22 protein-coding genes are annotated in these 24438 nt (G+C 43.7%); 7 read left to right on the forward strand and 15 right to left on the reverse strand.

The genetic code is table 11. The features are described from left to right. Positions 1–6: 6 nt before the first annotated feature. The 8 genes from OCV65_RS04980 to argC all read right to left on the reverse strand — a co-directional run bounded on the left by OCV65_RS04980 (position 7) and on the right by argC (position 7066). Positions 7–1473: a sensor histidine kinase gene (locus OCV65_RS04980; RefSeq protein ID WP_262581149.1), complete on the reverse strand. Its 1467-nt coding sequence runs from the start codon at positions 1471–1473 to the stop codon at positions 7–9. Further along, positions 1430–2116 carry a response regulator transcription factor gene (locus OCV65_RS04985; RefSeq protein ID WP_262581248.1) on the reverse strand — a complete coding sequence of 229 codons (687 nt, stop codon included), beginning with the start codon at positions 2114–2116 and terminating at the stop codon, positions 1430–1432. Before OCV65_RS04985 ends, OCV65_RS04980 begins: the two co-directional genes overlap by 44 nt. A gap of 17 nt (positions 2117–2133) precedes the next feature. Next, the gene (locus OCV65_RS04990) at positions 2134–2802 is read right to left on the reverse strand and encodes a helix-hairpin-helix domain-containing protein (protein ID WP_262581150.1); all 669 of its coding nucleotides are present in this window, start codon (positions 2800–2802) and stop codon (positions 2134–2136) included. 66 nt (positions 2803–2868) lie between these two features. Beyond that, positions 2869–3300 (reverse strand): DMT family transporter, encoded by a 432-nt coding sequence (locus OCV65_RS04995; protein ID WP_262581151.1) that lies wholly within the window; start codon positions 3298–3300, stop codon positions 2869–2871. A 59-nt stretch (positions 3301–3359) separates the two neighbouring features. Further along, complete coding sequence (gene argB / locus OCV65_RS05000; protein ID WP_262581153.1) at positions 3360–4256, reverse strand: acetylglutamate kinase; 897 nt, start codon at positions 4254–4256, stop codon at positions 3360–3362. Positions 4257–4267: 11 nt separating this feature from the next. Then, positions 4268–5491 carry a bifunctional glutamate N-acetyltransferase/amino-acid acetyltransferase ArgJ gene (gene argJ, locus OCV65_RS05005; protein WP_262581155.1) on the reverse strand — a complete coding sequence of 408 codons (1224 nt, stop codon included), beginning with the start codon at positions 5489–5491 and terminating at the stop codon, positions 4268–4270. A gap of 31 nt (positions 5492–5522) precedes the next feature. Beyond that, positions 5523–5972, reverse strand: coding sequence for a GNAT family N-acetyltransferase (locus OCV65_RS05010; RefSeq protein WP_262581157.1), 450 nt, complete (start codon positions 5970–5972; stop codon positions 5523–5525). 53 nt (positions 5973–6025) lie between these two features. Further along, the gene (argC, locus tag OCV65_RS05015; RefSeq protein ID WP_262581158.1) at positions 6026–7066 is read right to left on the reverse strand and encodes an N-acetyl-gamma-glutamyl-phosphate reductase; all 1041 of its coding nucleotides are present in this window, start codon (positions 7064–7066) and stop codon (positions 6026–6028) included. Positions 7067–7372: 306 nt separating this feature from the next. Here argC and OCV65_RS05020 point away from each other — a divergent pair, with 306 nt between their 5' ends. The 4 genes from OCV65_RS05020 (at position 7373) to metF (ending at position 11971) form a co-directional block, all read left to right on the forward strand. Then, on the forward strand, positions 7373–8599 hold the full coding sequence (locus tag OCV65_RS05020; protein ID WP_118384113.1) for an argininosuccinate synthase: 1227 nt from the start codon (positions 7373–7375) through the stop codon (positions 8597–8599). Positions 8600–8783: 184 nt separating this feature from the next. Then, positions 8784–9500, forward strand: coding sequence for a gamma-glutamyl-gamma-aminobutyrate hydrolase family protein (locus OCV65_RS05025; protein ID WP_262581160.1), 717 nt, complete (start codon positions 8784–8786; stop codon positions 9498–9500). Positions 9501–9660: 160 nt separating this feature from the next. Then, the gene (locus OCV65_RS05030; protein WP_118384111.1) at positions 9661–10947 is read left to right on the forward strand and encodes an aspartate aminotransferase type Ic; all 1287 of its coding nucleotides are present in this window, start codon (positions 9661–9663) and stop codon (positions 10945–10947) included. Positions 10948–11101: 154 nt separating this feature from the next. Further along, on the forward strand, positions 11102–11971 hold the full coding sequence (metF, locus tag OCV65_RS05035) for a methylenetetrahydrofolate reductase [NAD(P)H] (RefSeq protein WP_262581161.1): 870 nt from the start codon (positions 11102–11104) through the stop codon (positions 11969–11971). A gap of 169 nt (positions 11972–12140) precedes the next feature. On the opposite strand, the gene OCV65_RS05040 is transcribed toward metF, so the two are convergent. Beyond that, positions 12141–12953 (reverse strand): Rpn family recombination-promoting nuclease/putative transposase, encoded by an 813-nt coding sequence (locus tag OCV65_RS05040; protein WP_262581162.1) that lies wholly within the window; start codon positions 12951–12953, stop codon positions 12141–12143. A 298-nt stretch (positions 12954–13251) separates the two neighbouring features. Here OCV65_RS05040 and OCV65_RS05045 point away from each other — a divergent pair, with 298 nt between their 5' ends. Next, the gene (locus OCV65_RS05045) at positions 13252–13893 is read left to right on the forward strand and encodes a Uma2 family endonuclease (RefSeq protein WP_262581163.1); all 642 of its coding nucleotides are present in this window, start codon (positions 13252–13254) and stop codon (positions 13891–13893) included. Positions 13894–13928: 35 nt separating this feature from the next. On the opposite strand, the gene OCV65_RS05050 is transcribed toward OCV65_RS05045, so the two are convergent. Continuing rightward, positions 13929–15263 (reverse strand): MATE family efflux transporter, encoded by a 1335-nt coding sequence (locus tag OCV65_RS05050; protein ID WP_262581165.1) that lies wholly within the window; start codon positions 15261–15263, stop codon positions 13929–13931. A 39-nt stretch (positions 15264–15302) separates the two neighbouring features. Next, the gene (locus OCV65_RS05055; protein ID WP_262581166.1) at positions 15303–15821 is read right to left on the reverse strand and encodes a flavodoxin; all 519 of its coding nucleotides are present in this window, start codon (positions 15819–15821) and stop codon (positions 15303–15305) included. A 276-nt stretch (positions 15822–16097) separates the two neighbouring features. Here OCV65_RS05055 and OCV65_RS05060 point away from each other — a divergent pair, with 276 nt between their 5' ends. After that, complete coding sequence (locus tag OCV65_RS05060; protein ID WP_262581168.1) at positions 16098–16607, forward strand: hypothetical protein; 510 nt, start codon at positions 16098–16100, stop codon at positions 16605–16607. Between the two features lie 391 nt (positions 16608–16998). On the opposite strand, the gene leuS is transcribed toward OCV65_RS05060, so the two are convergent. After that, the gene (leuS, locus tag OCV65_RS05065) at positions 16999–19431 is read right to left on the reverse strand and encodes a leucine--tRNA ligase (protein WP_317258782.1); all 2433 of its coding nucleotides are present in this window, start codon (positions 19429–19431) and stop codon (positions 16999–17001) included. A gap of 318 nt (positions 19432–19749) precedes the next feature. Here leuS and OCV65_RS05070 point away from each other — a divergent pair, with 318 nt between their 5' ends. Further along, positions 19750–20172, forward strand: coding sequence for a P-loop NTPase family protein (locus OCV65_RS05070; protein WP_118383795.1), 423 nt, complete (start codon positions 19750–19752; stop codon positions 20170–20172). A 71-nt stretch (positions 20173–20243) separates the two neighbouring features. On the opposite strand, the gene OCV65_RS05075 is transcribed toward OCV65_RS05070, so the two are convergent. The 3 genes from OCV65_RS05075 to OCV65_RS05085 form a co-directional block, all read right to left on the reverse strand. After that, positions 20244–22325 (reverse strand): heavy metal translocating P-type ATPase, encoded by a 2082-nt coding sequence (locus OCV65_RS05075; protein ID WP_262581169.1) that lies wholly within the window; start codon positions 22323–22325, stop codon positions 20244–20246. Between the two features lie 17 nt (positions 22326–22342). Then, positions 22343–22624 (reverse strand): DUF6110 family protein, encoded by a 282-nt coding sequence (locus OCV65_RS05080; protein WP_118383804.1) that lies wholly within the window; start codon positions 22622–22624, stop codon positions 22343–22345. A gap of 173 nt (positions 22625–22797) precedes the next feature. After that, positions 22798–24393 (reverse strand): AI-2E family transporter, encoded by a 1596-nt coding sequence (locus OCV65_RS05085; protein ID WP_262581170.1) that lies wholly within the window; start codon positions 24391–24393, stop codon positions 22798–22800. Positions 24394–24438: the final 45 nt, after the last annotated feature.

Here is a 24438-nt window from a genome sequence, read left to right on the forward strand (position 1 = left end):
TGCCTCCTAACCTGCATAATTGATCGGGATTCTTACGGAAAATGTCGTACCTTCCCCCGGCTGGCTGAACACTTTGATTGCACCACGGTGCATAACTACTGCATTGCGCGCAATGGAAAGTCCAAGTCCGGTACCGCCGATCTCTCTGGAATGCGACTTATCCACCCGATAGAATCGCTCAAATATATGCTCCGTCTCTGTCTCCGGAATACCGATCCCAGAATCTGCCACTTCTATATAGACATACTTATGATCTGCATTTAAAGAGACATGTACCCAGCCATTCTCCCGATTATACTTGATCGCATTCTCTACCAGATTGGAAATGGCAAGCGACAGCTTCACTTCATCCACCTCTGCCGTTACCGGACGAAAGCTTTCGTATACTACTTCCACATTTGCCTCCGATGCAAGCGGCTGCAGACGCTTCAGAATCTTTTCAATCAGTTCATTGATATTCTCTGACTGGATATTCATGGCTGCTGCTGTCTTATCCATTTTCACCAGAGACAGCAGATCGTTAATAATCTTATTCTCTCGCTCGATCTCTTCTGACAGATCCCCCATAAATTCGCGGTACAGTTCCACCGGAACTTCCTCCTGCGACAACAGAGAATCCGACAGCACCTTCATAGATGTCAATGGTGTCTTCAGTTCATGAGACACGTTGGACACAAATTCCTGACGGGAATCATCCAGCTTCTTCAATCTTCCAAGCATCTGGTTAAATGCATCTGAGATCAGAGTAGTCTCTTTATAGGTATACACGTGCAGATAATCTGCATCATATCCATCCTGAAGATCTCCAATGGATCTGGTAATCCTTGCAAACGGACGCACCATGATCGTTCCCAGGAAAAATGCTGCAATCACTACGATCAGAATAATCGCAAGCTCTACCATATTCGTTTTCTTTGCCAGCAGTGCTTTGGTCGCTGCAACCGTATCGGTTGATACACTGACAAGCACCACTCCTGTGATCTCACTGTCTTCTGACACTCGGATGGGCGCGGTCACTTCGATAAAACGGTTATCCCTGTCATAACGAAAAGCCTTGTCCCCGCGGAAACATTTCACTACAGATTCTGCCACCATCTTCCGTCCCACGTCCTTATCATCCGTGTCACTCATGATGCAGAAATCATTGTCAATGACCATAATCCGCCCATGATATACATTTGCAAGCTGTGTAAGCTCTGATTGAATAATGTCTGAAATGCCATTGTCCTGATAGTTAGAATTGCTGAGCTGACTGCACAGAATCGTGCATTGATTCTGGATTTCGGCAGTACGCACTTCGACTGCTCTGGTCTCATAGCTTTTAAGAACCAGCCCTTTAAGCACCAGGCACGGAATGATGCCGACAAGCATCAAAAGCACCGTAATATACAGGCGCAGGCTCTTGAATACTCTGATTCTGATATAACGTTTAAGCCTTGAAATAATAACCAACTCCCCACTTTGTATACACATACTTTGGATCGCTTGGATGTGTCTCAATCTTCTCTCTCAGTCTCCGGATATGTACATCCACTGTTCTTGCATCCCCCGGATATTCGTAGCCCCAGACCATATTCAACAGATTCTCTCTGCTGTATACTTTATTCGGATTCTTTGCCAGAAGCTCCAGAAGATCGAATTCCTTGGCCGTCAGGTTCACTTCCCGGTCAGCGATAAATACTCTCCGGCTCTCATAATCAATCTTCATATCTCTGTGAACCAGCATCTTCTCATCTTCTGATGCATCTTTTCGTCCGATTCTCCTGAAAATCGCCTTGATCCTTGCTTTCACTTCCAGAATATTGAACGGCTTGGTAATGTAATCATCTGCACCGTAATCCAGTCCCAGGATCTTATCCATGTCATCCCCTTTTGCTGTCAGCATGATAATCGGCACATCCGAAAACTCCCGGATCTGTCTGCACACTTCGAATCCGTCGAATTTCGGAAGCATAATATCCAGCAGGATCATATCATACGTATTCTCTCTCGCAAGTTTCAGTGCCTCCTCGCCATCATACGCACAATCTACCTTCATATCATCCTGTTCCAGACTGAAGCGGATTCCCTTTACGATCAGCTTCTCATCGTCTACAACCAGCACTCTTTTATTCATCATGTTACTCTCACCCTCTATATCACAATACTGTCTTTGATCTTATTATAAGTTCCTTCTTTAATTCCTTCCACCTGCATCAGTTCATCTACAGATTGGAAACCGCCATTAGATTCCCGGTATCGGATAATGGCGTCTGCTTTCTTCTCTCCGATTCCGGTCAGAGTCATAAGTTCTTCCCTGGACGCCGCATTCAGATGCACTTTTCCATCGGTTCCCTCTGCCGATGATGTCTCCTGCATCTGACCGGTCTGCTGACCTTCGGGCATTGTCTCTGCTTCTTCTGTCGATGGTACATAAATCTTCTGCCCATCCTCTGCAGTCTCAGCCTGATTCACCCAGTCCGTCGATGCTGTGTCAAGCATCCCGCCTGCTGCATCAATTGCCTGACAGATTCTGCTTCCTTCCGGGAGCTCATAGACCCCGGGACTTGCTACCTGCCCGCATACAAATACATAGATCACGCCTTCGCTCCCTGCTTTCTTCACAGATTCTGTATCTACTGTCTGCTCCGTTTCATCTGCCTCGTTTTCCGTCTCATCTGACACTTCTACAGACTCGGTTTTCTCTCTCTTCTGCACTTCTTCCAGCGTATCTGAATGCTTCTCTTTACCGCACCCTGACACCACCGCAAGCAGAATGCAGAGCATTATGACTACTGTTATTCTCTTTTTCCTGTCCCGCATATTTGCTCCTTTACAGCTGTCGACACCGTAAATACCCTCTTCCTATGCTCAGGTAAGAATATTCTACTATTTCCACTGGAAAATTGCAACTCCAATCAACGCCAGCAGCATACCGCCTGCCTTTCGCCATTCCAATGGTTCTTTCTCGATGCCAAAGAGTCCCAGAAGTTCAATTACGTAAGCCACAATGAGCTGTGAAATAACGATCAAAAGCGCCGCTTTTGCAGGTCCCAGCTGATCCATGCTCTTAATAACCGTCCACGTAATCCCCGCACCGATAGCACCTCCAAGCAGCATATATTTGGGTTCGACTTCTGCGATCGTACGGATCTCATCCCGTCCTGCGATCAGCCATGCCACTGCACACACAAGAAAAGCACTGAGCTGTACCCAGCCGTTGCTCACCCACATACCTGTCGTCTTCGTCACCTGCGTGTTAAACACTCCTTGAACACTCATCAGCGCACCCGAAAGAAGCGCAATCAAAAAACCAATCATAGATCTACCTCCTGTTATCCTACCGTTAGTATATCCACTGATTGGTTTTTTAGACGACTCTATTTGTTAGAATACATTTCATCGCCATCTTTTAGAATGGCTGTACCAATTCCCTTATTCGTAAAAATCTCCAGAAGCAGGCAGTGCGGAATTCTTCCATCCAGAATATGTACTCTGGATACACCATTCTCAATGGCGTCAATACAGTTATTGAGCTTCGGCAGCATACCGCCTCCGATATAACCTTTTTCGATAAATTCCTTTGCCTCAGAAATCTGAAGTTCTGAGATCAGCGTAGCCGGATCGTTTGGATCTTTGTACACGCCTTCGATATCTGTCAGGAATGCAAGCTTCTCTGCATTCATTGCACGGGCAATGGCACATGCCGCATCATCTGCATTGATATTATAGGTATGGAAGCTGTCATCCAAACCGATTGGACATACGATCGGAAGAAAATCTTTGTCCAGAAGATCCCACAAAATATCCGCATTTACCTTCTGTATCTCTCCTACGTATCCGATATCTTCGCCATTGGAATATTTCTTCGTAACATTCAAAAGTCCACCATCCTTGCCACTGAGACCGATGGCGCGTACGCCCAGGCTCTCTACCATCTGTACCAGCTCTTTGTTGACCTTTCCCAGTACCATCTCAGCCAGTTCCATGGTAGGTTCATCTGTAACGCGAAGACCGTTGATGAATTTCGGTTCCATGCCAACCTTGCTTACCCAGCGGCTGATCTCCTTACCACCGCCATGTACAATGATCGGTTTAAATCCAACCAGCTTCAGCAGTGTCACATCTTCGATGACACGCTTTTTCAGATTCTCATCTACCATCGCACTTCCGCCGTATTTTACAACGATAACCTTACGGTTAAACTTCTGGATATAAGGCAACGCTTCGATCAACACCTCTGCCTTATCCAGATACTGCTTCATATTCTTATCCATTTTCCTGTCTCCTAACTTCTGTAATCTGCATTGATCTCAATATAGCCATGCGTCAGATCACATCCCCACGCCGTTGCCTCTGCATCACCAATTTTCACATCAGCAATTGCTGTTACTTCCGGCTGTGAAAGAATCTCAGTTGCTTTCTCTTCGCTGAAATCAAGTGCTACGCCATCTTCTGCAATCTGGATCTTTCCTGCTTTGCTCTCGAAGAACAGGTCTACTTTCTCAGGATCAAACTGTGCTCCGGAATAACCCATCGCACATACGATTCTTCCCCAGTTGGCATCGTGACCTGCAATGGCCGTCTTGGTAAGATTAGAGCATGCGATTGACTTGGCAAGCACTTTAGCTGCTTTCACACTCTCAGCACCCTTTACTTTGACTTCAAAAAGTGCTGTTGCCCCTTCACCGTCTCCTGCGATCTGCTTTGCAAGATATTCATTGATCTCGTGAAGCGCAGCCTTGAATGTCTGATAATCTTCTGTACCATACTCAATCATCGGGTTCTCAGCCATACCATTTGCCAGCACAAGTGCCGTATCATTGGTTGAGGTATCTCCATCTACAGAAATCATATTATAAGTATCTACAACATCTTCACTAAGTGCTTTTTGCAGTGCTTCCTTTGTAATAACAGCATCTGTTGTAACAAATGCAAGCATAGTGCACATATTTGGATGGATCATTCCGGACCCCTTTGCCATACCTCCGATAGTTACGGTCTTACCACCCACCTGAATCGTCACTGCCAGTTCTTTCTCATGAGTGTCTGTAGTCATAATAGCTTTGGCAGCCTCTGTACCATTCTCAATACTGTCATTCTTCTTACCAGCCAGTATTTCGATGCCTGCTGTCAGCTTATCGATTGGCATCTGCTTACCGATAACGCCGGTAGAACCGATCAGAACTCCTTCTGCATCTACGGACAGATATTTAGCTGCTGCTTCTGCTGTATCCTTGCAATATCCAAAACCCTCTGCTCCGGTACATGCATTAGCAATGCCTGAGTTCACGATCACTGCCTGCGCTTTCTTGCCGCTGTCTACGACCTGGCGGTCCCATTTCACAGGCGCTGCTTTTACCACATTAGTAGTAAATGTTCCTGCCGCCTCGCATGGTACCTGACTGTAGATCAGTGCCATATCTGTTCTGTCTTTATATTTAATACCTGCTGCTGTACTTGATGCTTCAAATCCTTTTGCTGCGGTAACTCCACCTTTGATTTTCTCCATGTTCTTTCCACCTTTCTTATTATCTGTTCGTTTATGTGCCCTGATTAAATGCGGTAATATTCTCTGCATTCAGTGTAAAATCATAGTAATTCAGATCCAGTCTTCTGGTCCAGCCAATCGTATTCCAGAACGCATTTCCACCATCGTTACTGGTAAATGCGATCAGACATACTTTATTAATATGCTCTGCTTTCAGTGCTTCCATAGACGCTACTACCATTGCCTTGCCGATCCCATGTCTACGGTAATTCTCATCCACGCATACATGATAGAAACAGCCCCGTCTTCCGTCATGTCCGCAAAGGATGCTTCCGACAATCCTGCCATCCTTCTCAGCAACCACACTGGTCGTAGGATTCCGCTTCAGAAACCGGTCCACGCCTTTCCTGGAATCGTCGATACTGCGAATGCCAAATCCGCGGATTTTCTTCCACAACGCATATACTTCATCATAATCTTCGATAGTCATTACCCTTATCATTATTCTTCTCCATTCTGTCCCGTAATCGGATCTGTGCCCTGTATCACACGATACTATGGGAACATCGGCACAAGGTTCAGTCCTTCTGCTTCATCCATTCCAAACATCAGGTTCATATTCTGAACAGCCTGTCCTGCTGCTCCTTTTACCAGATTATCGATGGCTCCCATCATGATAATCCGATTGGTACGCGGATCAATCTTGAAATTAATATCCACATAATTACTGCCCTCTACCCATTTGGTTTCCGGAAGTTCGTTCTCCTTCAGCACACGGACAAACTTCTCATCTGCATAGTATTTATCATAAATTGCTTTTACATCTTCATAAGTAACATCTTTTTTCAGAGATGCATATTCCGTAGCCAGAATACCACGGTTCATCGGCACAAGATGCGGTGTGAAATTGATCACTACTTTTTCACCGGATGCATATCCAAGCTGCTCCTCAATCTCCGGTGTATGTCTGTGAGTTGCCACACCGTATGGCTTCATATTCTCATTAACTTCACAGAACAGATTCGGAAGCTTTGCTCCTCTTCCTGCTCCGGAAGTACCGGACTTGGCATCTACGATCAATGTGCTCATATCAATGATGCCTTCTTTCGCCAATGGATATGCAGTCAAAATAGAGCATGTGGTATAGCATCCCGGATTAGCTACCAGTCTTGCTCCTTTTACCTTATCTCTGTTGATCTCGCACAATCCATATACCGCCTCGTTGATAAACTCCGGACTCTTATGCTCGATGCCGTACCATTTCTCATAGACCGATACATCTTTAATACGAAAGTCCGCACTCAGATCGATGATCTTTGTCTTCGATAATATATCTTCATTCACCAGAGAGGCGCACAGTCCCTGTGGTGTAGCTGTAAAGATCACATCCACCTGTCTGGCAAGTTCATCCATATTATCATCCATACAAGCGGCATCCACGATCTGGAACATATTGCGGTATACATCCGCATACTGTTTGTCCACATAACTTCTCGAACCATACCACACAATCTCTGCTTCTTTATGTCCTGTAAGTATTCTTACAAGCTCTGCTCCGGCATAACCAGTAGAACCTATAATTCCAACTTTAATCATATTGTTACCCTCTCTTTCGCAATATCGATGTTTTAATACATAGTTTAGACCACTATTTGTCCATTGTAAATACTCTGCCTTTGATTTTTATATTTTTTGTGCATATTAATTCATTTTTCATGCATATTATTCATCTCTATTTACAGTATTTACCTTGCATATTTATAAATTTTAGTGTATAGTTGGTGTTGTCATTTGATAAAGCAAGCATAACCGTTCGAAATATCCGATCTATCTGACCAGGTTTTTGAACAGTTATATTTATTAAACATTAACACACATTTACAAATCGGAGGGTATTTAATTATGAAAGAAAAAGTTGTTCTTGCATATTCTGGCGGACTTGATACAACAGCGATCATTCCGTGGCTGAAAGAAACATTTGATTACGACGTTGTCTGCTGCTGTATCGACTGTGGACAGGCAGAAGAGCTTGACGGACTGGAAGAGCGTGCTAAAATGTCCGGCGCTTCCAAATTATATATTGAAGATATCGTAGACGATTTCTGCGACAATTACATTGTACCATGTGTACAGGCACACGCTGTATACGAGGACAAATATCTGTTAGGTACATCTATGGCTCGTCCTGCTATCGCTAAGAAACTGGTAGAGATTGCCAGAAAAGAAGGCGCTGTTGCAATCTGTCACGGTGCTACCGGTAAAGGAAATGACCAGATCCGTTTCGAACTTGGTATCAAAGCTCTGGCTCCGGACATCAAGATCATTGCTCCTTGGAGAATGACAGATGTATGGACCATGCAGTCACGCGAAGATGAAATCGAATACTGTAAAGCACATGGCATCGACCTTCCATTTGACGCAAGCCACAGCTACAGCCGCGACCGTAACATCTGGCATATCAGCCACGAAGGTCTGGAACTGGAAGATCCGGCTAACGAACCTAATTACGATCACCTGCTGGTACTCGGTGTTACACCAGAAAAGGCACCAGATGAGCCGGAATACGTTACAATGACATTTGAAAAAGGTGTACCGAAGAGCGTTAACGGCGTAGAAATGAAGGTATCTGACATCATCCGCAAGCTGAACGAACTTGGCGGCAAGCATGGTATCGGTATCATCGATATCGTTGAGAACCGTGTTGTAGGTATGAAATCTCGTGGTGTATACGAGACACCTGGCGGAACCATCCTGTACGAAGCACATCAGCAGCTGGAAGAACTGGTATTAGACCGTGCTACTTATGAAGTAAAAGAAGAGATGGGCAATAAGCTGTCTCAGGTAGTATATGAAGGAAAATGGTTCACACCACTGCGCGAAGCAATCCAGGCATTCATCGAAAGCACACAGGAATATGTGACAGGTGAAGTAAAATTCAAACTGTACAAAGGTAATATCACAAAAGCCGGTACTACTTCTCCATACTCACTGTACAGCGAGTCTCTTGCAAGCTTCACAACCGGTGATCTGTATGACCACCACGATGCAGACGGATTCATCAATCTGTTCGGTCTGCCGTTAAAGGTTCGTGCTATGAAGATGCAGGAAGCAAAAAATCACACCAACTAATCTTCATATCTATGAAGCAGCTTGATAAGCTGACTATGATTTTATCAGGAGCACTGCATAAGCAGTGCTCCTTTTGCATATATTAAGATGCATAACACGAAGCAATCCGTGGCGTCTTAGCTGTAATCACATCGCATGCAATCCGTGGCATCTTAGCCGTAATCACATCATTAAAGGAGCCTTCATGAAACCAGTCATCGGTATCGCAGTCTGCGGATTCTCAGAATCCCCAGGCGCGCAGCGTCAGTTTGTATCCACACCTTATATTCATGCCATTGAGGCTTCCGGCGGTATCCCTGTACTGCTTCCGATCACCGATATCTGCCCTTCTATGGATGAGCTGTCTTTCTGTGACGGTTTCCTGTTCTGCGGCGGTAACGACATCACTCCCACTCTTCTTGGCGAAGATCCTTTGCCGGGTATTGGCACAACAGACCTAGCCACTGATATATTTCATCTAGCCCTGATCCGGTCAGTTCTTTCCTATAACAGACCTCTTCTTGCAATCTGCCGTGGTATGCAAGTCTTAAACGCTGCACTTGGCGGAAGTATTTACCAGGACATCTCACTTACCCAAGAACCTTGCATCAGTCATTTTCAGCAGACATTCCATCGAAGTGACCCTTCCCACAAAGTAACATTTACGAAAAACAGTATACTCCACAGGCTCTTTGGCTCTTATACTTTCACTAATTCTTATCACCATCAGATTATCCAAACCCCTGCACAGCATCTGATCCCATCTGCCTTTACCGATGACGGTGTGATCGAAGCGCTGGAGTCTGATGCCCACACATTTGCCCTGGGTGTCCAGTGGCATCCGGAATGCATGTACGATACCAATCCCGATATGTGTGCTTTATTTGATCTTTTCATAACAATTTCTTGCAAAAATGAATAAAATCCGCATTCACATTTCACATATATTCATTTTTATTGCCAAAATCGAAGTTTTTATAATTTATTTTGCAAGAAATAATTGACGATTTTTCAATTTATGGTAAAATTATACACGTTGATGTTATCACATAAGTATATAAGTAATTGGAGGATGTGTTGAAGTGACTGCGTATAAGGATTTATCAAAAGAAGAATTATTAAGCTTAAAAAGTAATCTGGAGAAAGAATTCAAGAAAGTAAAAGCCAAAGGCATCAAGTTGGATATGTCACGTGGTAAGCCATCTACCGAACAGCTGAATCTGTCTATGGGTATGATGGATGTACTCACAAGTGACTCAGACCTTGTATGTGAAGAAGGTGTTGACTGCCGTAACTATGGTGTTTTGGACGGAATCAAAGAAGCCAAACAGCTTCTTGCAGATATGATGGAAGTTCCAAAAGACAATATTATCATCTTCGGCAATTCCAGTCTGAATGTTATGTACGACACCATTGCACGTTCTATGACACACGGTGTTATGGGAAGCACTCCATGGTGCAAACTGGACAAGGTTAAGTTCTTATGTCCGGTACCTGGATACGACCGTCACTTTGCCATTACCGAATACTTTGGAATAGAAATGATCAATATCCCGATGACTCCAACCGGTCCTGACATGGATATGGTCGAAGAATACGTTAATAACGATCCTGCTGTAAAGGGTATCTGGTGTGTACCGAAATACTCCAACCCGCAGGGAATCACATACTCAGACGAGACAGTTCACCGTTTCGCCAAACTGAATCCGGCTGCCGAAGACTTCCGTATCTTCTGGGACAATGCATACGGTATTCATCACCTGTATGAGGACAAGCAGGATTACCTGATCGAGATCCTGATGGAATGTAAAAAAGAAGGACACCCTGACATGGTATACAAATTCGCTTCTACTTCCAAGATCAGCTTCCCAGGTTCCGGTATCGGTGCCATCGCTGCCTCAGATGCCAACCTTGCTGACATCCGCAAGCAGATGAAAATCCAGACCATCGGTCATGACAAATTAAATCAGCTGCGCCACGCAAGATTCTTTGGAGATATCCATGGCATGGTTCAGCATATGAAGAAACACGCAGACATTATGCGTCCGAAGTTCGACGCTGTACTTGATACTCTGGAAACAGAGCTTGGCGGACTGGAGATTGGTTCCTGGATCGCACCGCGCGGAGGATATTTCATTTCCTTCGATTCCATGGACGGATGCGCTAAGGCAATCGTAGCCAAGGCAAAAGAAGCAGGTCTTGTAATGACCGGTGCAGGTGCTACATTCCCATACGGCAAGGATCCAAAAGATTCCAACATCCGTATTGCACCTTCTTATCCGACACTGCAAGAGATCCGGGAAGCTGCTAAAATCTTCGTACTCAGCGTGAAACTGGTAAGCATTGACAAATTGCTTGAAAATAAGTAACTGCGCAGCAGTGAGAAAGCATGAGTTATCGTGCGGTTTTGCGAATACATGAGTGGGTTCTGAACAGTTACGCAAATAAACCCTAACCTAAAAGCATAGAAAGACAGCAGATCATAATGGTCTGCTGTTTTTCAGACAACGAGGTATACATACGATGAAAATAAGAGAATTACTCAGACAAGAACAGACCTCCTTATCCTTCGAGGTCTTTCCTCCAAAAAAAGATACTGATTTTGCCAATGTAGAAACTGCCACTCTCGGCATCGCCAAACTGCAGCCAAGCTACATGAGCGTTACTTACGGTGCCGGTGGAAGCACAAAGGGCAATACGATCCAGCTTGCAAGCGAGATTCAACAGAAATACAACGTACCTGCTATCTCACATCTAACCTGCGTATGTGCAAGCAAAGAAAACATCAAAGCTGCACTGAACGAAATGAAATCCGCAGGCATCGAGAATATCCTTGCACTCAGAGGCGACTTGCCAAATAACTTCGAGGGTGAAGTATTTACTGACTTTGCCCACGCTTCCGAACTAGTAACATTTATCAAAGAAAACGGTGACTTCTGTGTCGGCGGAGCCTGCTACCCGGAAGTACACCCGGATTCTCCGACCAAAGCAGATGACCTTGAAGGTTTAAAAAGAAAAGTTGAAGCCGGATGCGAATATCTCACAACCCAGATGTTCTTCGATAACAATATCTTCTTCAACTTCATGTACCGCGTAAGAGAAGCCGGAATCACCGTTCCGATCATCCCGGGTATCATGCCAATCACCAGACGCGCTCAGGTAAAGAATGCTGTGAAACTCTCTGGCTGTAACGTACCGGAGCGTTTCAAGAACATCGTAGACCGTTTTGGCGACAACGAAGCTGCCATGAAACAGGCCGGCATTGCTTACGCTACAGACCAGATCATCGATCTGTTGGCAAATGGAGTAAAGCATATCCATGTATACTCTATGAATAAACCGGAGATTGCTGCAGGTATCCAGGCAAATCTGTCAGAGATACTGAAAGCATAGAATATTACTTAAGAAATCCAGCAGACCTGACCGGTCCGCTGGATTTTAACTTAACATATATACGTTATTCTCTTGCATTACAATAAATAGTTTTCATTCACCAAGTACATATACATCCACCTGTGTCTGATCAATCACATCTATATCCTTCCATTCCGCCTTACGTATTCTAATCATCATTCATCTTTTCCTTTATCTGTTCAATCTCTTCATCTGTAACATCATAAAATTCTTTAATTTCGGCATTTGAATAATTCTTTTTGATCATTTTATATATTATTTCAAGCTTGGCTTCTTCTCGCACTTCATCACGCATCTTTTCCATTTCCTTGCACATAATCTCCACTCCTTTCACGTCTTCTTTAAAATAACGAACTCTATTTGCTAATACTGTATTATACATATCCCGCGCATCTGTACACCAGAAATCGTGCATCAATCTGCCAAGCGTCGTTTCGTCAGCAATCCTGGAATTCACATATATGATATGCTCTTCATCATAAAACAACTCTCCATTTTCCAGAATAACACGTTCAATATGATATATCGGCAAATTACCTTTTAAAACATCATTTTCTGTGATAAATATTACATATGTTTCTCTTAATTCATTATACTCTTCACCCGTATCTGTAGCATTTGCACTCAACAAGCTGCTGTTGTATCTAGCCCGTTTGACGCCAGCTCCTTTATCATCCCGCTGTATCTCTATATCATATAATTTCCCTTCTAAATCAACTGCATATATATCCAGCCGAATTGATCTTCCCTGAAGATTATGAACGACATGCTGCACATGAACATCCTGAACTTTCAAATCGTCCCGATTCAGAATAATCTTCAAAAGAATTTCTGCACATTCCGAATCTTCAAATACTTTACTCATAAAGTCATCATCTAACAAGCGGAATTTTTTGATACGTTCCAAATCTGCTTCATGCATTTTCTGCAAATCTGAAACTAATTTATCATTTGGCTTCATACAATCCTCTCTCCTTTCACGAATATCTATAAAAGCAGATATGACCGTCAAAGCCTTCGCTATATAACTATTTTATATAGTCTATAGTTTTTAGTCAAACAGATTTTATAGAATTAATTTTATGTTGTCTTTTAGTTATTTTCTCACATCCTATCACAAAATCAATCCAGAATCAATAACGAATTAAGTAAATAATATTTTTAGAATTTCGCTTATTATTTTGACATAGTTGATTCCAAATAGTATACTTACCGTGCCTTTTAAATAACTTTTACTCCACAAGCAAGGGAGGACGACTATGAATCACAAATCTATCAATCACGAATCTGAACAGAATACGGAGCGTGTTAACGAAGTTCATAAAGCTATGCCTGCGTATGCAGTTCTACGAAAAAGACAGGGGGAATATACCTTGGAAGACTACTATGCTCTACCAGACGATATCCGTGCTGAACTGATCGACGGCGAACTGATTTTTCTGGAGGCTCCCTCATCTATTCATCAGGAATTAATTGGCGAATTATTTTTTGAAATCAAGCTGTATATACGTACCAATAACGGTCCTTGTAAGATTCTTCCGTCACCGTTAGATGTGCAATTAGACTGTGATAACCGCACGATGCTCCAGCCTGACATTTCCGTCATCTGTCATCGTGACCGCATCGTGAAAAAAGGCATATACGGTGCACCCGATCTCTGCATTGAGATTGTCTCCCCGTCCAGCCGAAAAAGAGATTATGAAAAGAAACGTATGAAATACCAGAATGCCGGCGTACGTGAATATTGGATTGTAGATCCTAAAACAGAATCTGTCCTGTGCTATTTCTTTGAAGAAAGTGGCAAGCCTCATTCTTATACTTTCGACGATAAGATCCCTGTACGGATCTATGACAACAATCTGGTCATCAATTTTGCAGAAATTAAGGAGCGGCTTGTCTAAACCGCTCCCTGATGACTTTTCTTTAATTGTACTAATTATACCTGAACATTCTTGCTGATTTTCTTCATATGATGCAGATAGATAATGAATATCGCACCACCTGTGAAGATCCAGGATACTACATACACATCCATCAGCATTGCAAATGTATGAATCTGACGGAATATTGTAACCAGCCATATCATACGGAACACGACGGTTCCCAGAATAATAATAATGGACGGCTCTACAGATTTACCCATACCACGCAGTGTAGCACTCTCCACCTCATATGTGGCCGTCAATCCTTCCAGTGAACAGATTCTATGCATACGTATCAGCGCATAATATGCTACCGCACTACTGGTTGTATAGATTCCGACGAAAAAGTTATCCCAAATCATAAATATAACACTCAGGATTTCCGTGAATCCAAAACCAAACAACATACAGAGCCAAAATATCTTTTTGCATCGCTTTATATTGCCAGCGCCATAATTCTGACTCACAAATGTCACTGCTGCCTGTCCAAATGCCGCCGATATATCGTATGTAAAATACTCAAAGTTCAATGCCAGTGATGATCCGGCAATGGCATCCGCACCAAAGGAATTAATTCCTGTCTGTATAAATACGTTAGACACAGAAAAGATTGCTCCTTGTACACCAGCCGGAATACCGATTGCCAATACTCTTTTCAATACTTTCCATTCTATTCTCATGCGATGAAAACGGAACTGGAATTCATCATCTCGTCGATATAAATGAGTGAGCACCATAGCGGTACTGAGTACATTCGATATTGCAGTTGCAATTGCTACTCCTGCCACTCCAAGATGACAACCGATCACAAATACCAGATTCAATACCACATTCACGCTACCTGATATAAGCAGATAATACATAGGTCTTCTCGTATCACCATAACTTCTAAGTACTGCTGATCCAAAGTTATATGTCAGCATAAATGGCACTCCCAACAGATAGATCCGAATATAGATCATGGCTTCATCCATGACTTCCGTCGGTGTTCCAGATGCTTCCAGTACTATTCTGACAACCAGCATCCCCACTGCCATCAACCCAATACCAAGCAATATTCCAAACGTGATCACTGTATGTAAGGTACTGTTAATTCGTTCTCTTTTCTTTTGTCCGATCAGTGTGGCAAGAACTGCATTGGGTCCGACTGCAAGTCCTGCCAACAGATTCACATAGATTCCTACGATTGCCACGCAGCTTCCTACTGCTGCAAGTGCCCTGTCACCTGCAAATCTTCCAACCACTGCCACGTCTGCTGAATTAAATAGCTGTTGTAAAATGCTGCTGAATGCCAGTGGAATTGCAAATAGGATCAATTTTCCTGCAAGACCTCCATTCAGCATGTCCATTTCTTTTTTATGCTTTATATGATTATCTTTCATGACAGTTTAGCCAATGCTCCTAACTGCCCATTCAGCAATCTTCTGTTCAGAAGCTTTTGCCTCAGCTCCATGAATCGCAAGACTTGTCCCAAAGATTGCGCCATTGCACGCCTTTTTAAGTCCCTGTTCGCTGCTTCCCAGCCCACTGCCTTCATGTGTCATCAGTCCCATTACCTTCTTGCCTGTAAAGTCCAGCTTCTCGAGCTGTGTAAATACTGCCATTGGATAAGTACCACACCAGCATGGACCACATACATAAATATTGTCATATGCAGCAATATCTTTTAAATATGTTTTCAATTCCGGTCTGGCATTCTCCTGCCATTCTTTCTTTGCTTCTTCTACACATGCACGATAGCTCTCTCCATACTCCGTTACGGTTTCGATTTCAAAGAGATCTCCTCCCACCGCTTTCTGGATGTATTCTGCACAAATTTCTGTGTTGCCCTTTGCAAGCTTCTCTATATTACCATTCACGTAATTCTCACCCTTTCGAGAATAGTAGATGATCAAATTCTTCGTCATATCCGTATTCCTCCTGTCTGAATGTTTAATTGCCTTTGTATACTCATACATTTTACTCGTCTGTGGCTATTCAGGCAAGAGTAAACTTATCAGATTCTTGGTATTCATTCTCTTTATTGCCATCGTTTTTAACAGGCAATTCTATTACTCCATTGCGATCAATATCCGTTGCATAAAGACTGTATTTTGGAGTTATTCATATGGATTTTCCTTGTTTTTTATGATATTTTCTAAATAGTACCAATAATTAAAAACCATTTCAAAGGAGGTATCCGTATGAAGCCCCAAAAAAGGTTCCGTTTTCTAATTATCGCACTAACAGCAACCATTTTTCTATCAGCATGCAAGTCATCAGAAAATAATAACTCTGTCAGTACTGCCGCTAAAAAAATTATCCAGACAATTGCTAACTGTCCGAACGAAGAATACTATTCTACGAGCGATATAACTGCTATCGGAGAAGGTACTGACAGTAGTTCAGAAAGTTCAGAAACCGAGCCCGAGCCTGTAGATACCTACCAGAATTTAAAAGATACACTCGGAGAATATTTTACTGATACAGCTTTTGATGCATTTTATAGCCAGGGAATTGCCGATAAATATTTCTCCGACGCTTTTATCAATAATTATGAAATCTCCGTTCAGAATATAGAATTGGTAGAAAAGAAGGATAATTCCGAAACCGTAAAAGTAACCTTAAAAAAAGGGTCTGTTGAAGACGCAGATACTTTCTTGTTCACATACGATGATGACGGGCTTGTCACTAAAATCGTTATTACCGATTAAGCAAAAGCCGCCGGGCAACCTCGTGAAACTTCGTTCACTCAGCCCGCGGGCATACGCCTCGCCTATTCGTAAGCCGCTGGACAACCTCGTGAGCATTGCTCACTCAGTTGTGGGGCGTCGCCCCATGTATGCTTACGGCAGTGCTACAACCTCGTGAACTTCGTTCACTCAGCCCGCGGGCATACGCCTCGCCTATTCGTAAGCCGCTAGACAACCTCGCAAGCACAGCTTGCTCAGTTGGGGGGGCGGCGCCCCATGTATGCTTACGGCAGTGCTACAACCTCGTGAACTTCGTTCACTCAGTTGACGGGCATACGCCCTATGCATAAAAGAAAGAGAGGTCAGATCCCTACAAGTAGGATCTTTCCTCTCTTTCTTCCATGCGCACTGCCTATTTCATTACAATATTTATGATTTTCTTTGGTACGTAGATTTCTTTGATTACGTTGCCGGTGAGTTTGTCTGCGATTGCAGCTTTTCCGGCTTCTAATGCTTCTTCTTTGGTTGCATCTGCTGAGATCTCGATTACGGCTTTGGTCTTTCCGTTGATCTGTACCGGTACTTTGATCTCGTCGTCTTTCATGGCTTCTTTATCGTATACTGGCCATCCGGCTTTGAATACGCTTTCTGTGTGTCCCAGTTCTTCCCACAGTTCTTCTGCGATATGTGGTGCGAACGGTGACAGCAGTACTGCCATGGTGGACAGTGTCTCTTTGTCGATTCCGCCTTCTTTCTTAGCGATCTCGATGAGCTTGTTGTTATGCTCCATGAATGCTGAGATTACTGTGTTCAGGCTGAAGCTTTCGAGACGTGTGGTTACATCGTAGATCAGTCTGTGACGCTCTTTGATCATCTCTTTACTTGCTTTCACGTCTGCATCTTTGCTGTCCATCACCAGATTCCATACACGCTTCAGGAAGCGGTTAACTCCGTCGATTCCGCGGTCATCCCACTCTGCGTCTAACTCCGGCGGTCCTACGAAGAGTTCGTACATTCTCAGAGAATCGCATCCGTAATCTCTTACCAGATCATCCGGTGATACAACATTGCCTTTTGACTTACTCATCTTGATACCGTTCTTACCTGTGATCATTCCCTGGTTGAACAGCTTGTGGAATGGCTCGTCGAAATCAATAACTCCGATATCGTATAAGAACTTGGTATAGAAACGTGAATACAGCAGGTGAAGTACGGCATGCTCTACACCACCGATATACATATCTACCGGAAGCATCTCATCTGCTTTCTCTCTGGATACCAGTTCTTTGTCATTATGATTATCCACATAGCGCAGGAAATACCATGATGATCCTGCCCACTGTGGCATGGTGTTGGTCTCACGCTTAGCGTCTGCTCCACACTGTGGGCACTTACAGTTCACCCACTCATCGATTGCTGCAAGCGGTGACTCTCCGGTACCTGTCGGCTCGTAAGACTCTACCTCTGGCAGGCGAAGCGGCAACTCTTCTTCCGGTACCGGTACGTTGCCACATTTCGGACAGTGTACGATCGGAATTGGCTCGCCCCAGTATCTCTGACGAGAGAATACCCAGTCACGCAGCTTGTAATTCACAGTTGCACGTCCAATACCTCTCTCTTCGATAATGTGTGGTGCTTCTTTCTTAAGTACAGAAGATTCCATACCATTCCACTCACCGGAATTGATCATGGTTCCGACAGCTTCTGTGTATGCCTCTGTCATATTTTCAATCTCTTTACCGTCTTTTGCGATAACCTGAATGATCGGAATGTTGAACTTGGTTGCAAATTCAAAGTCACGGTCATCGTGAGCCGGTACACACATGATAGCTCCTGTACCATAATCAGCCAGTACATAGTCTGACAGCCAGATCGGTACCTTTGCTCCATTCAGCGGATTGGTTGCATAGCTTCCTGTAAATACACCTGTCTTTTCCTTATCCTGCATACGGTCTACGTTAGACTTCATAGATGCATCGTAGATATACTGCTCTACTGCTTCTCTTGTCTCGTCTGTAGCCAGGCTCTTAGCAAGCTCATGCTCCGGTGCAAGTACCATAAATGTAGCACCATGAAGTGTATCCGGACGGGTTGTGTATACAGTAATCTTCTCATCTCTTCCTTCTACCGGGAAGTCAACCTCTGCACCGTATGACTTACCGATCCAATCAGTCTGCATCTTCTTAACCTTCTCCGGCCAGTCAAGCTTATCCAGATCGTTCAGAAGTCTGTCAGCGTACTTGGTAATTCTGAGCATCCATTGACGCAGGTTCTTCTTCGTAACCTCAGCGCCGCAACGCTCACATTTGCCACCTACTACTTCTTCGTTAGCAAGACCTGTCTTACATGAAGGACACCAGTTGATCGGGAATTCCTTCTCATACGCAAGACCTTCTTTGAACATCTTTACGAAGATCCACTGTGTCCATTTGTAGAAGTTAGGATCTGTAGTATTAACCTCTCTATCCCAGTCATATAATGCAGCGATCTCATTGATCTGACGCTTAATATTCTTTACATTCTGTGCTGTGGAAATCTCCGGATGAACACCCATCTTGATTGCATAGTTCTCAGCCGGAAGTCCGAATGCATCCCATCCCATCGGGTGAATGATATAATAACCCTGCTGCAGCTTGTAACGGCTCCATACATCAGAAATAACATATCCTCTCCAGTGTCCTACATGAAGTCCATTTCCTGACGGATACGGGAACATGTCCAGACAGTAATATTTCTGTTTTTTATTTCCATTCTCATCAAACTGAACATTAACCGGATTCTTTTCCCAGTTTTCTCTCCATTTCTTCTCGATTGCCTTGTGATTGTAAACAATCTTCTGTGCCATAACTTTCCTTCCTTTCATATCGCAGATATCGGCGCAAATTCGCTAATACTGATATATTCTTTAATAAAAGCCTCTCCATCCCGAAAGAGACGAAAAGACCTGTTTATGCACCTCAACTCAGTTTCTCACATATACTAAATAATTATAAGAAGAAACAGACTATAAGTCAAGAATTTTCACCCCTTGTAATTGACTGATAATTAATTCTTTTTTTAGTCTTTTTAGGTTGTCCGACAGTACTATTTCGTGTATAATTAACTCATAAGATTTGAGCGAACATCGAGACTCAAAAATATCTACATAAAGGAGTTGTTTCCCATGGTAAATTTATTAGCAGGCCCAAAAGGCAGCGGAAAAACACAGAAGATGATGGAGCTCGCTAACGAGCAGGTAAAAGCATGCAAGGGTAATCTTGTTTTTTTAAAGAACAGCCACCGCGACACCAGAGGTGTTGGATTTGATATCCGTGTCGTATGTATGGATGATTATCCGGCTATCAATAATGCTGACGAATACATCGGTTTCTTATATGGTATGTACAGCAGTAATCTTGATCTGGAATGCGTATTCATCGACGGACTGATGAAGCACACCGGAATTAATCTGGAAGATGTCCCTGGATTTATTACACGACTGAAACAGCTCTCTGCTGAATGTGGAATCGACTTTTATGTAAGCCTCAGTGCTGAAAAAGACAGCCTGACAGGTGATGCTTATGAAGGATGCACATTCCTGAATTAATCCAATTGAATATGTTGATATGAATAACAAAAGTCACTGTACCGGATTCCCGATACAGTGACTTCTTTACTTTACTCTTCTGGTAACAGATTTCTCATGCTTTCCAAACCAATCATAAGTGTTGATGTATTATGAAGCAGTGCTGACGTTGCCGGTTGGATCACTCCTGCCACGCCAAGTCCGATCAGACTTCCGTTGATAGCCACAATCAGACGATAATTACGATTGATACGCTTCATCATGGAATTACTCAGTTTCTTCAGCTGTACCAATTCCATCAGATCATCCGCTGCTATCGTGATGTCTGCGATTTCTCTTGCGATCTCTGCCCCATCACTAATTGCGATTCCCACATCAGATGCTGACAGTGCCGGTGAATCATTGATTCCGTCACCGATCATCACAACCTTATTACCTGCTTCTTTTTCCTTCTGAACAAAAGCTGCTTTATCTTCCGGAAGAACTTCCGAATAATAAGCATCCACACCAACTGCTTTTGCTACCGCCTTTGCAGTATGTTCGCTGTCTCCAGTCATCATAACGATCTTTTCAAATCCTGCCTCATGCAGCTTCTGAATTGCCTCTGCTGCTTCCGGTCGGATCGGATCTTCAATACACAGCACTGCCGCCAGCTGATGATCAATTGCCAGATACAGTCTGGAGCATTCTGCAGATATCTGGTCGAAACGTTCCTGTTCATTTTCAGGCAGAACACACTGCTCATCCTCAAATACAAAATGATAACTTCCCAGCACGACCTTCTTCTCACCGATGTGTGATGCGATACCATGTGCCACAATATAATCCACCTTGGAATGCATTTCCTCATGCGTCAGATTCCTGTCTTTTGCAGCCTGTACTACGGCTTTCGCCATGGAATGTGGAAAATGCTCTTCCAGGCAGGCGGCGATACGCAACATCTCTTCTTCATCTTTTCCACCAAACGGAATTACCTCTCGGAATACCGGCTGTGCCTTCGTCAGTGTACCGGTCTTGTCAAACACAATCGTCTTAGCTTCTGAAAGTGCTTCCAGATACTTACCGCCTTTGACGGTAATATGATGGTCACTGGACTCTCGCATTGCGGATAATACCGTAACTGGCATTGCAAGATTCAGCGCACATGAAAAATCTACCATCAGCACGGATAATGTCTTGGTAACATTCCGCGTGAACAGCCATACCAGACCCGTTCCCAGGAATGTATACGGCACCAGTCTGTCCGCCAGATGGGAGGCCTTGCTCTCGATCGCAGACTTCATTTTCTCAGATTCTTCGATCATGGTAACAATCTTCTCATAACGGGTTGCACCGCTCTGGGCCGCTACGCGGATTACCAGTTCTCCCTCTTCCAGTACCGTTCCTGCATAGACATATTTCTCTGCATTTTTCTGGACCGGAAGCGGTTCTCCTGTAAGCGATGCCTGATTTACCATCGCTTCTCCGGATACTACCACTCCATCAAACGGGATCTGGTTACCCATATGTACTACAATCTGATCTCCCTGCCGGATGGTCTCTGCATCCACCAGTACTTCTTTTCCATCTTCCGTCTTCAGCCATACCTTGGTAATATTCAGAGACATGCTCCGCACCAGGTCTCCGACTGATTTCTTATGTGTCCATTCTTCCAGAATCTCTCCAATTCCCAACAGGAACATAACGGATCCGGCTGTACCGAAATCTCTACGTAATACAGATACCCCGATTGCTGTTGCATCCAGTACCGGCACTTCCAGCTTGCCTTTTGCCAGGCATCTGATACCTGCTGCCAGGTATTTGACCGACTTTACAGTAGTAATAACATTGGTAATCGAACACGGAACCAGCCATTTCATTACAGCACGTCTTGTCACGCTGTAAATCAGTTTCTCCTTATACTCTGCATTCAGTGCACGTCCGGAACTTTCCAGTACACTGTCCGGCACCGATACATCGTAGGAGAATGCTCGAAAGCGGTCAAGAATCTCTTCCCGACCGCCCTGATACTCAACTGTGGCGTCTCCTGTCTGTTCATATACCTTCACCTTTGTCACACCCGGCGTCTGTTCCAGATAATAACAAAGAATGTCAGCTTCCTGCATCGTCATCTTCCGCTGCACAGCATGGACACGAATTCTTCCCTTTATCTCATGCTTAATTATGAACCTCATATTTAAACGCCTCTATTCTATTCTTCTGCCAGAGTCTCTTCGAATGCTTCTGCCTCGAGAACTTCTTCTGCTTCGCTTTCTTCTCTGTCTTTATTGATCTGCTTAGCCTCTGCAAGAATGTCTTCTGCATTCTCCTGTACATTAGTCGCAGTCTTCATCAGGCAATCTTTAACACGGAGCACAGCTGCTGTTCCCTGTGTGTATACCTTTTTAGCATCCTTGCTTGAAAGTGCTTTGATGCCAGCTGATCCAAATAAAACTCCACCTGCAAATAAACCAATTTTCTTAATGTCTGCCATAGTAAAAACCTCCTGTGTAAAATATATTTTAAATAAATTACTTTTGATTACAACTTACCTTACTCCACGTTCTGGTTGTTGCTCAAGCCTAACTTATTCTGTTGATATATTTTATCAATAAAGCCACTCCAACAGAATGATCTTCTGTCAGAGCGGCTCTATGATTGCTATATTTACTTTACAGATAATACCGTATTCGTTGTATCCCCTTCTTTATATTCCAGATTAACTTCCTGCCCCACATCATACCGGATTACATTGATATAATCTGCAACCGATACATCAAAGATCTCATCTGAACCTTCAAGCATCAGATAATAATGTGAATTGCCATCCACAACCGCTTGGGCGATTTTTGTAATCTTGCCTGTAATTGTCTTCACCTCTCTGGTATCTTTTTCCGTCTCTTTAACACCATTTGTATAAAGCAGATCCAGATAGTTATCCTCACACTGACTGACCGTATCTCCGATGGCTACGATCTGATACTTCTGAACATTAACCAGTGCATACTTCTTCACCAGCCCCGCATCATCCTTCAGGGCAATGAAATACGTCGGCTCACCCTGCAGGTTCAGAAGCAGTGGAAATGTCGCCGTATACTTCAGGTTCTGCACCTGTCCTTCCGCCGATTCCATAGCAGCAGCCTCAGTCGCGCCCTCCACTTCATAATATCTGGTCTCCATAGTTCTCTGATTTGCCAGTACGAATCCCACATTGGACTGGTCACCATTTACCGAAGTCACACCCGTGTACATCCATACATCGTCATCCATTGCCAGATAATTATATCCATCTGTAGACTTCAGGCAGTCCTTCTGTCCAAGCACACTGTTCAGAAATCCATGTTTCAATGTGCCGTAATAATCAAATAATTCTACCAGCAGATCTGCGGAATATGCCCGGTCTACCCACTGCGGTACATCCTCAATCTTGTATGACTTGCACTCTCCGGTCACCGCATTACACAGTACGACACTTCCAACCGTTTCACCGCCAAAGAGTCCGATATTAAACTTCTTTACCGGTGCTACCCAGTATGGGACTCCCTTATCATCAATCTCAAAACTCAGTTCATCAAAGATCGCCGTCGGATAGCTGAAACGCAAATGACGGTAAATATTTCGGTTCAGATATTCACTTGTAGAATACTTAATGCCCTGATCTAACTTTACAAGCTCTGTATTCTGGCTTGCCATGTCAATCCGAATATACGCCGGGATACCTTCTGACTGGTTGGTAATCCATTTGATAAAGCTTGCGTATTTCAGCGGAGTCACACGCACCGGACGCTCTTTGTAGTTGATCTGTGTATAAATGTCGTCCGCTTCAAACTGCGATACCATATCTACCATGCTTCCCATCTTACGGTCTCCAAGGATCTCAGCAGTATCCTTATCCAGAAGTGGTACTCTGTCAAATGACACCTCTTCTACGTCCTCTGTAAAATTGCCCTTTTCTACTTTCAGCAACTTCTGATATTTCTTCGCATTTACAATTGGAGAAGACAGGATTGAGCCGATCAGATACACAACGCCTACTGCAAGAAGCACCGTAAGCATCGCCTTCGCCGGTTTGGATTCCCGGATCTCTGTCGGGCGCATCCGCTTTCTGATAATGTAAAACACCAGAATAAATACGATCAGTCCTGCTATATAAAACCATGTGTCCGTGGAATGGATATTGATAGCCGGAAGGGTCACGTAGTAATAAATGCCGATCAGCAGGATCACACCGATTACTATCGCTGTTTTTCTTGATTTCTTCATATAGATAATTTCCTTTCTCTTTGCAATGAACACATTATAACATGA

The organism is Dorea ammoniilytica (assembly GCF_025567415.1).
In the GTDB taxonomy this organism is placed as follows: Bacteria; Bacillota; Clostridia; order Lachnospirales; family Lachnospiraceae; genus Claveliimonas; species Claveliimonas ammoniilytica.

Excerpts from the sequence above, each read along its gene's own strand:
- OCV65_RS05080 (WP_118383804.1), bottom strand. The coding sequence starts at position 22,624 with ATGGCAGACATTAAGAAAATTGGTTTATTTGCAGGTGGAGTTTTATTT.
- OCV65_RS05050 (WP_262581165.1), bottom strand. The coding sequence starts at position 15,263 with ATGGACATGCTGAATGGAGGTCTTGCAGGAAAATTGATCCTATTTGCA.
- OCV65_RS05025 (WP_262581160.1), top strand. The coding sequence starts at position 8,784 with ATGAAACCAGTCATCGGTATCGCAGTCTGCGGATTCTCAGAATCCCCA.
- OCV65_RS05060 (WP_262581168.1), top strand. The coding sequence starts at position 16,098 with ATGAAGCCCCAAAAAAGGTTCCGTTTTCTAATTATCGCACTAACAGCA.
- OCV65_RS04980 (WP_262581149.1), bottom strand. The coding sequence starts at position 1,473 with ATGTGTATACAAAGTGGGGAGTTGGTTATTATTTCAAGGCTTAAACGT.
- OCV65_RS05085 (WP_262581170.1), bottom strand. The coding sequence starts at position 24,393 with ATGAAGAAATCAAGAAAAACAGCGATAGTAATCGGTGTGATCCTGCTG.
- argB (WP_262581153.1), bottom strand. The coding sequence starts at position 4,256 with ATGGATAAGAATATGAAGCAGTATCTGGATAAGGCAGAGGTGTTGATC.
- OCV65_RS04990 (WP_262581150.1), bottom strand. The coding sequence starts at position 2,802 with ATGCGGGACAGGAAAAAGAGAATAACAGTAGTCATAATGCTCTGCATT.
- OCV65_RS05075 (WP_262581169.1), bottom strand. The coding sequence starts at position 22,325 with ATGAGGTTCATAATTAAGCATGAGATAAAGGGAAGAATTCGTGTCCAT.
- OCV65_RS05045 (WP_262581163.1), top strand. The coding sequence starts at position 13,252 with ATGAATCACAAATCTATCAATCACGAATCTGAACAGAATACGGAGCGT.
- OCV65_RS05010 (WP_262581157.1), bottom strand. The coding sequence starts at position 5,972 with ATGATAAGGGTAATGACTATCGAAGATTATGATGAAGTATATGCGTTG.
- OCV65_RS05020 (WP_118384113.1), top strand. The coding sequence starts at position 7,373 with ATGAAAGAAAAAGTTGTTCTTGCATATTCTGGCGGACTTGATACAACA.
- OCV65_RS05070 (WP_118383795.1), top strand. The coding sequence starts at position 19,750 with ATGGTAAATTTATTAGCAGGCCCAAAAGGCAGCGGAAAAACACAGAAG.
- leuS (WP_317258782.1), bottom strand. The coding sequence starts at position 19,431 with ATGGCACAGAAGATTGTTTACAATCACAAGGCAATCGAGAAGAAATGG.
- OCV65_RS04995 (WP_262581151.1), bottom strand. The coding sequence starts at position 3,300 with ATGATTGGTTTTTTGATTGCGCTTCTTTCGGGTGCGCTGATGAGTGTT.
- argC (WP_262581158.1), bottom strand. The coding sequence starts at position 7,066 with ATGATTAAAGTTGGAATTATAGGTTCTACTGGTTATGCCGGAGCAGAG.
- OCV65_RS04985 (WP_262581248.1), bottom strand. The coding sequence starts at position 2,116 with ATGAATAAAAGAGTGCTGGTTGTAGACGATGAGAAGCTGATCGTAAAG.
- OCV65_RS05055 (WP_262581166.1), bottom strand. The coding sequence starts at position 15,821 with ATGACGAAGAATTTGATCATCTACTATTCTCGAAAGGGTGAGAATTAC.
- argJ (WP_262581155.1), bottom strand. The coding sequence starts at position 5,491 with ATGGAGAAAATCAAAGGTGGAGTTACCGCAGCAAAAGGATTTGAAGCA.
- OCV65_RS05040 (WP_262581162.1), bottom strand. The coding sequence starts at position 12,953 with ATGAAGCCAAATGATAAATTAGTTTCAGATTTGCAGAAAATGCATGAA.
- metF (WP_262581161.1), top strand. The coding sequence starts at position 11,102 with ATGAAAATAAGAGAATTACTCAGACAAGAACAGACCTCCTTATCCTTC.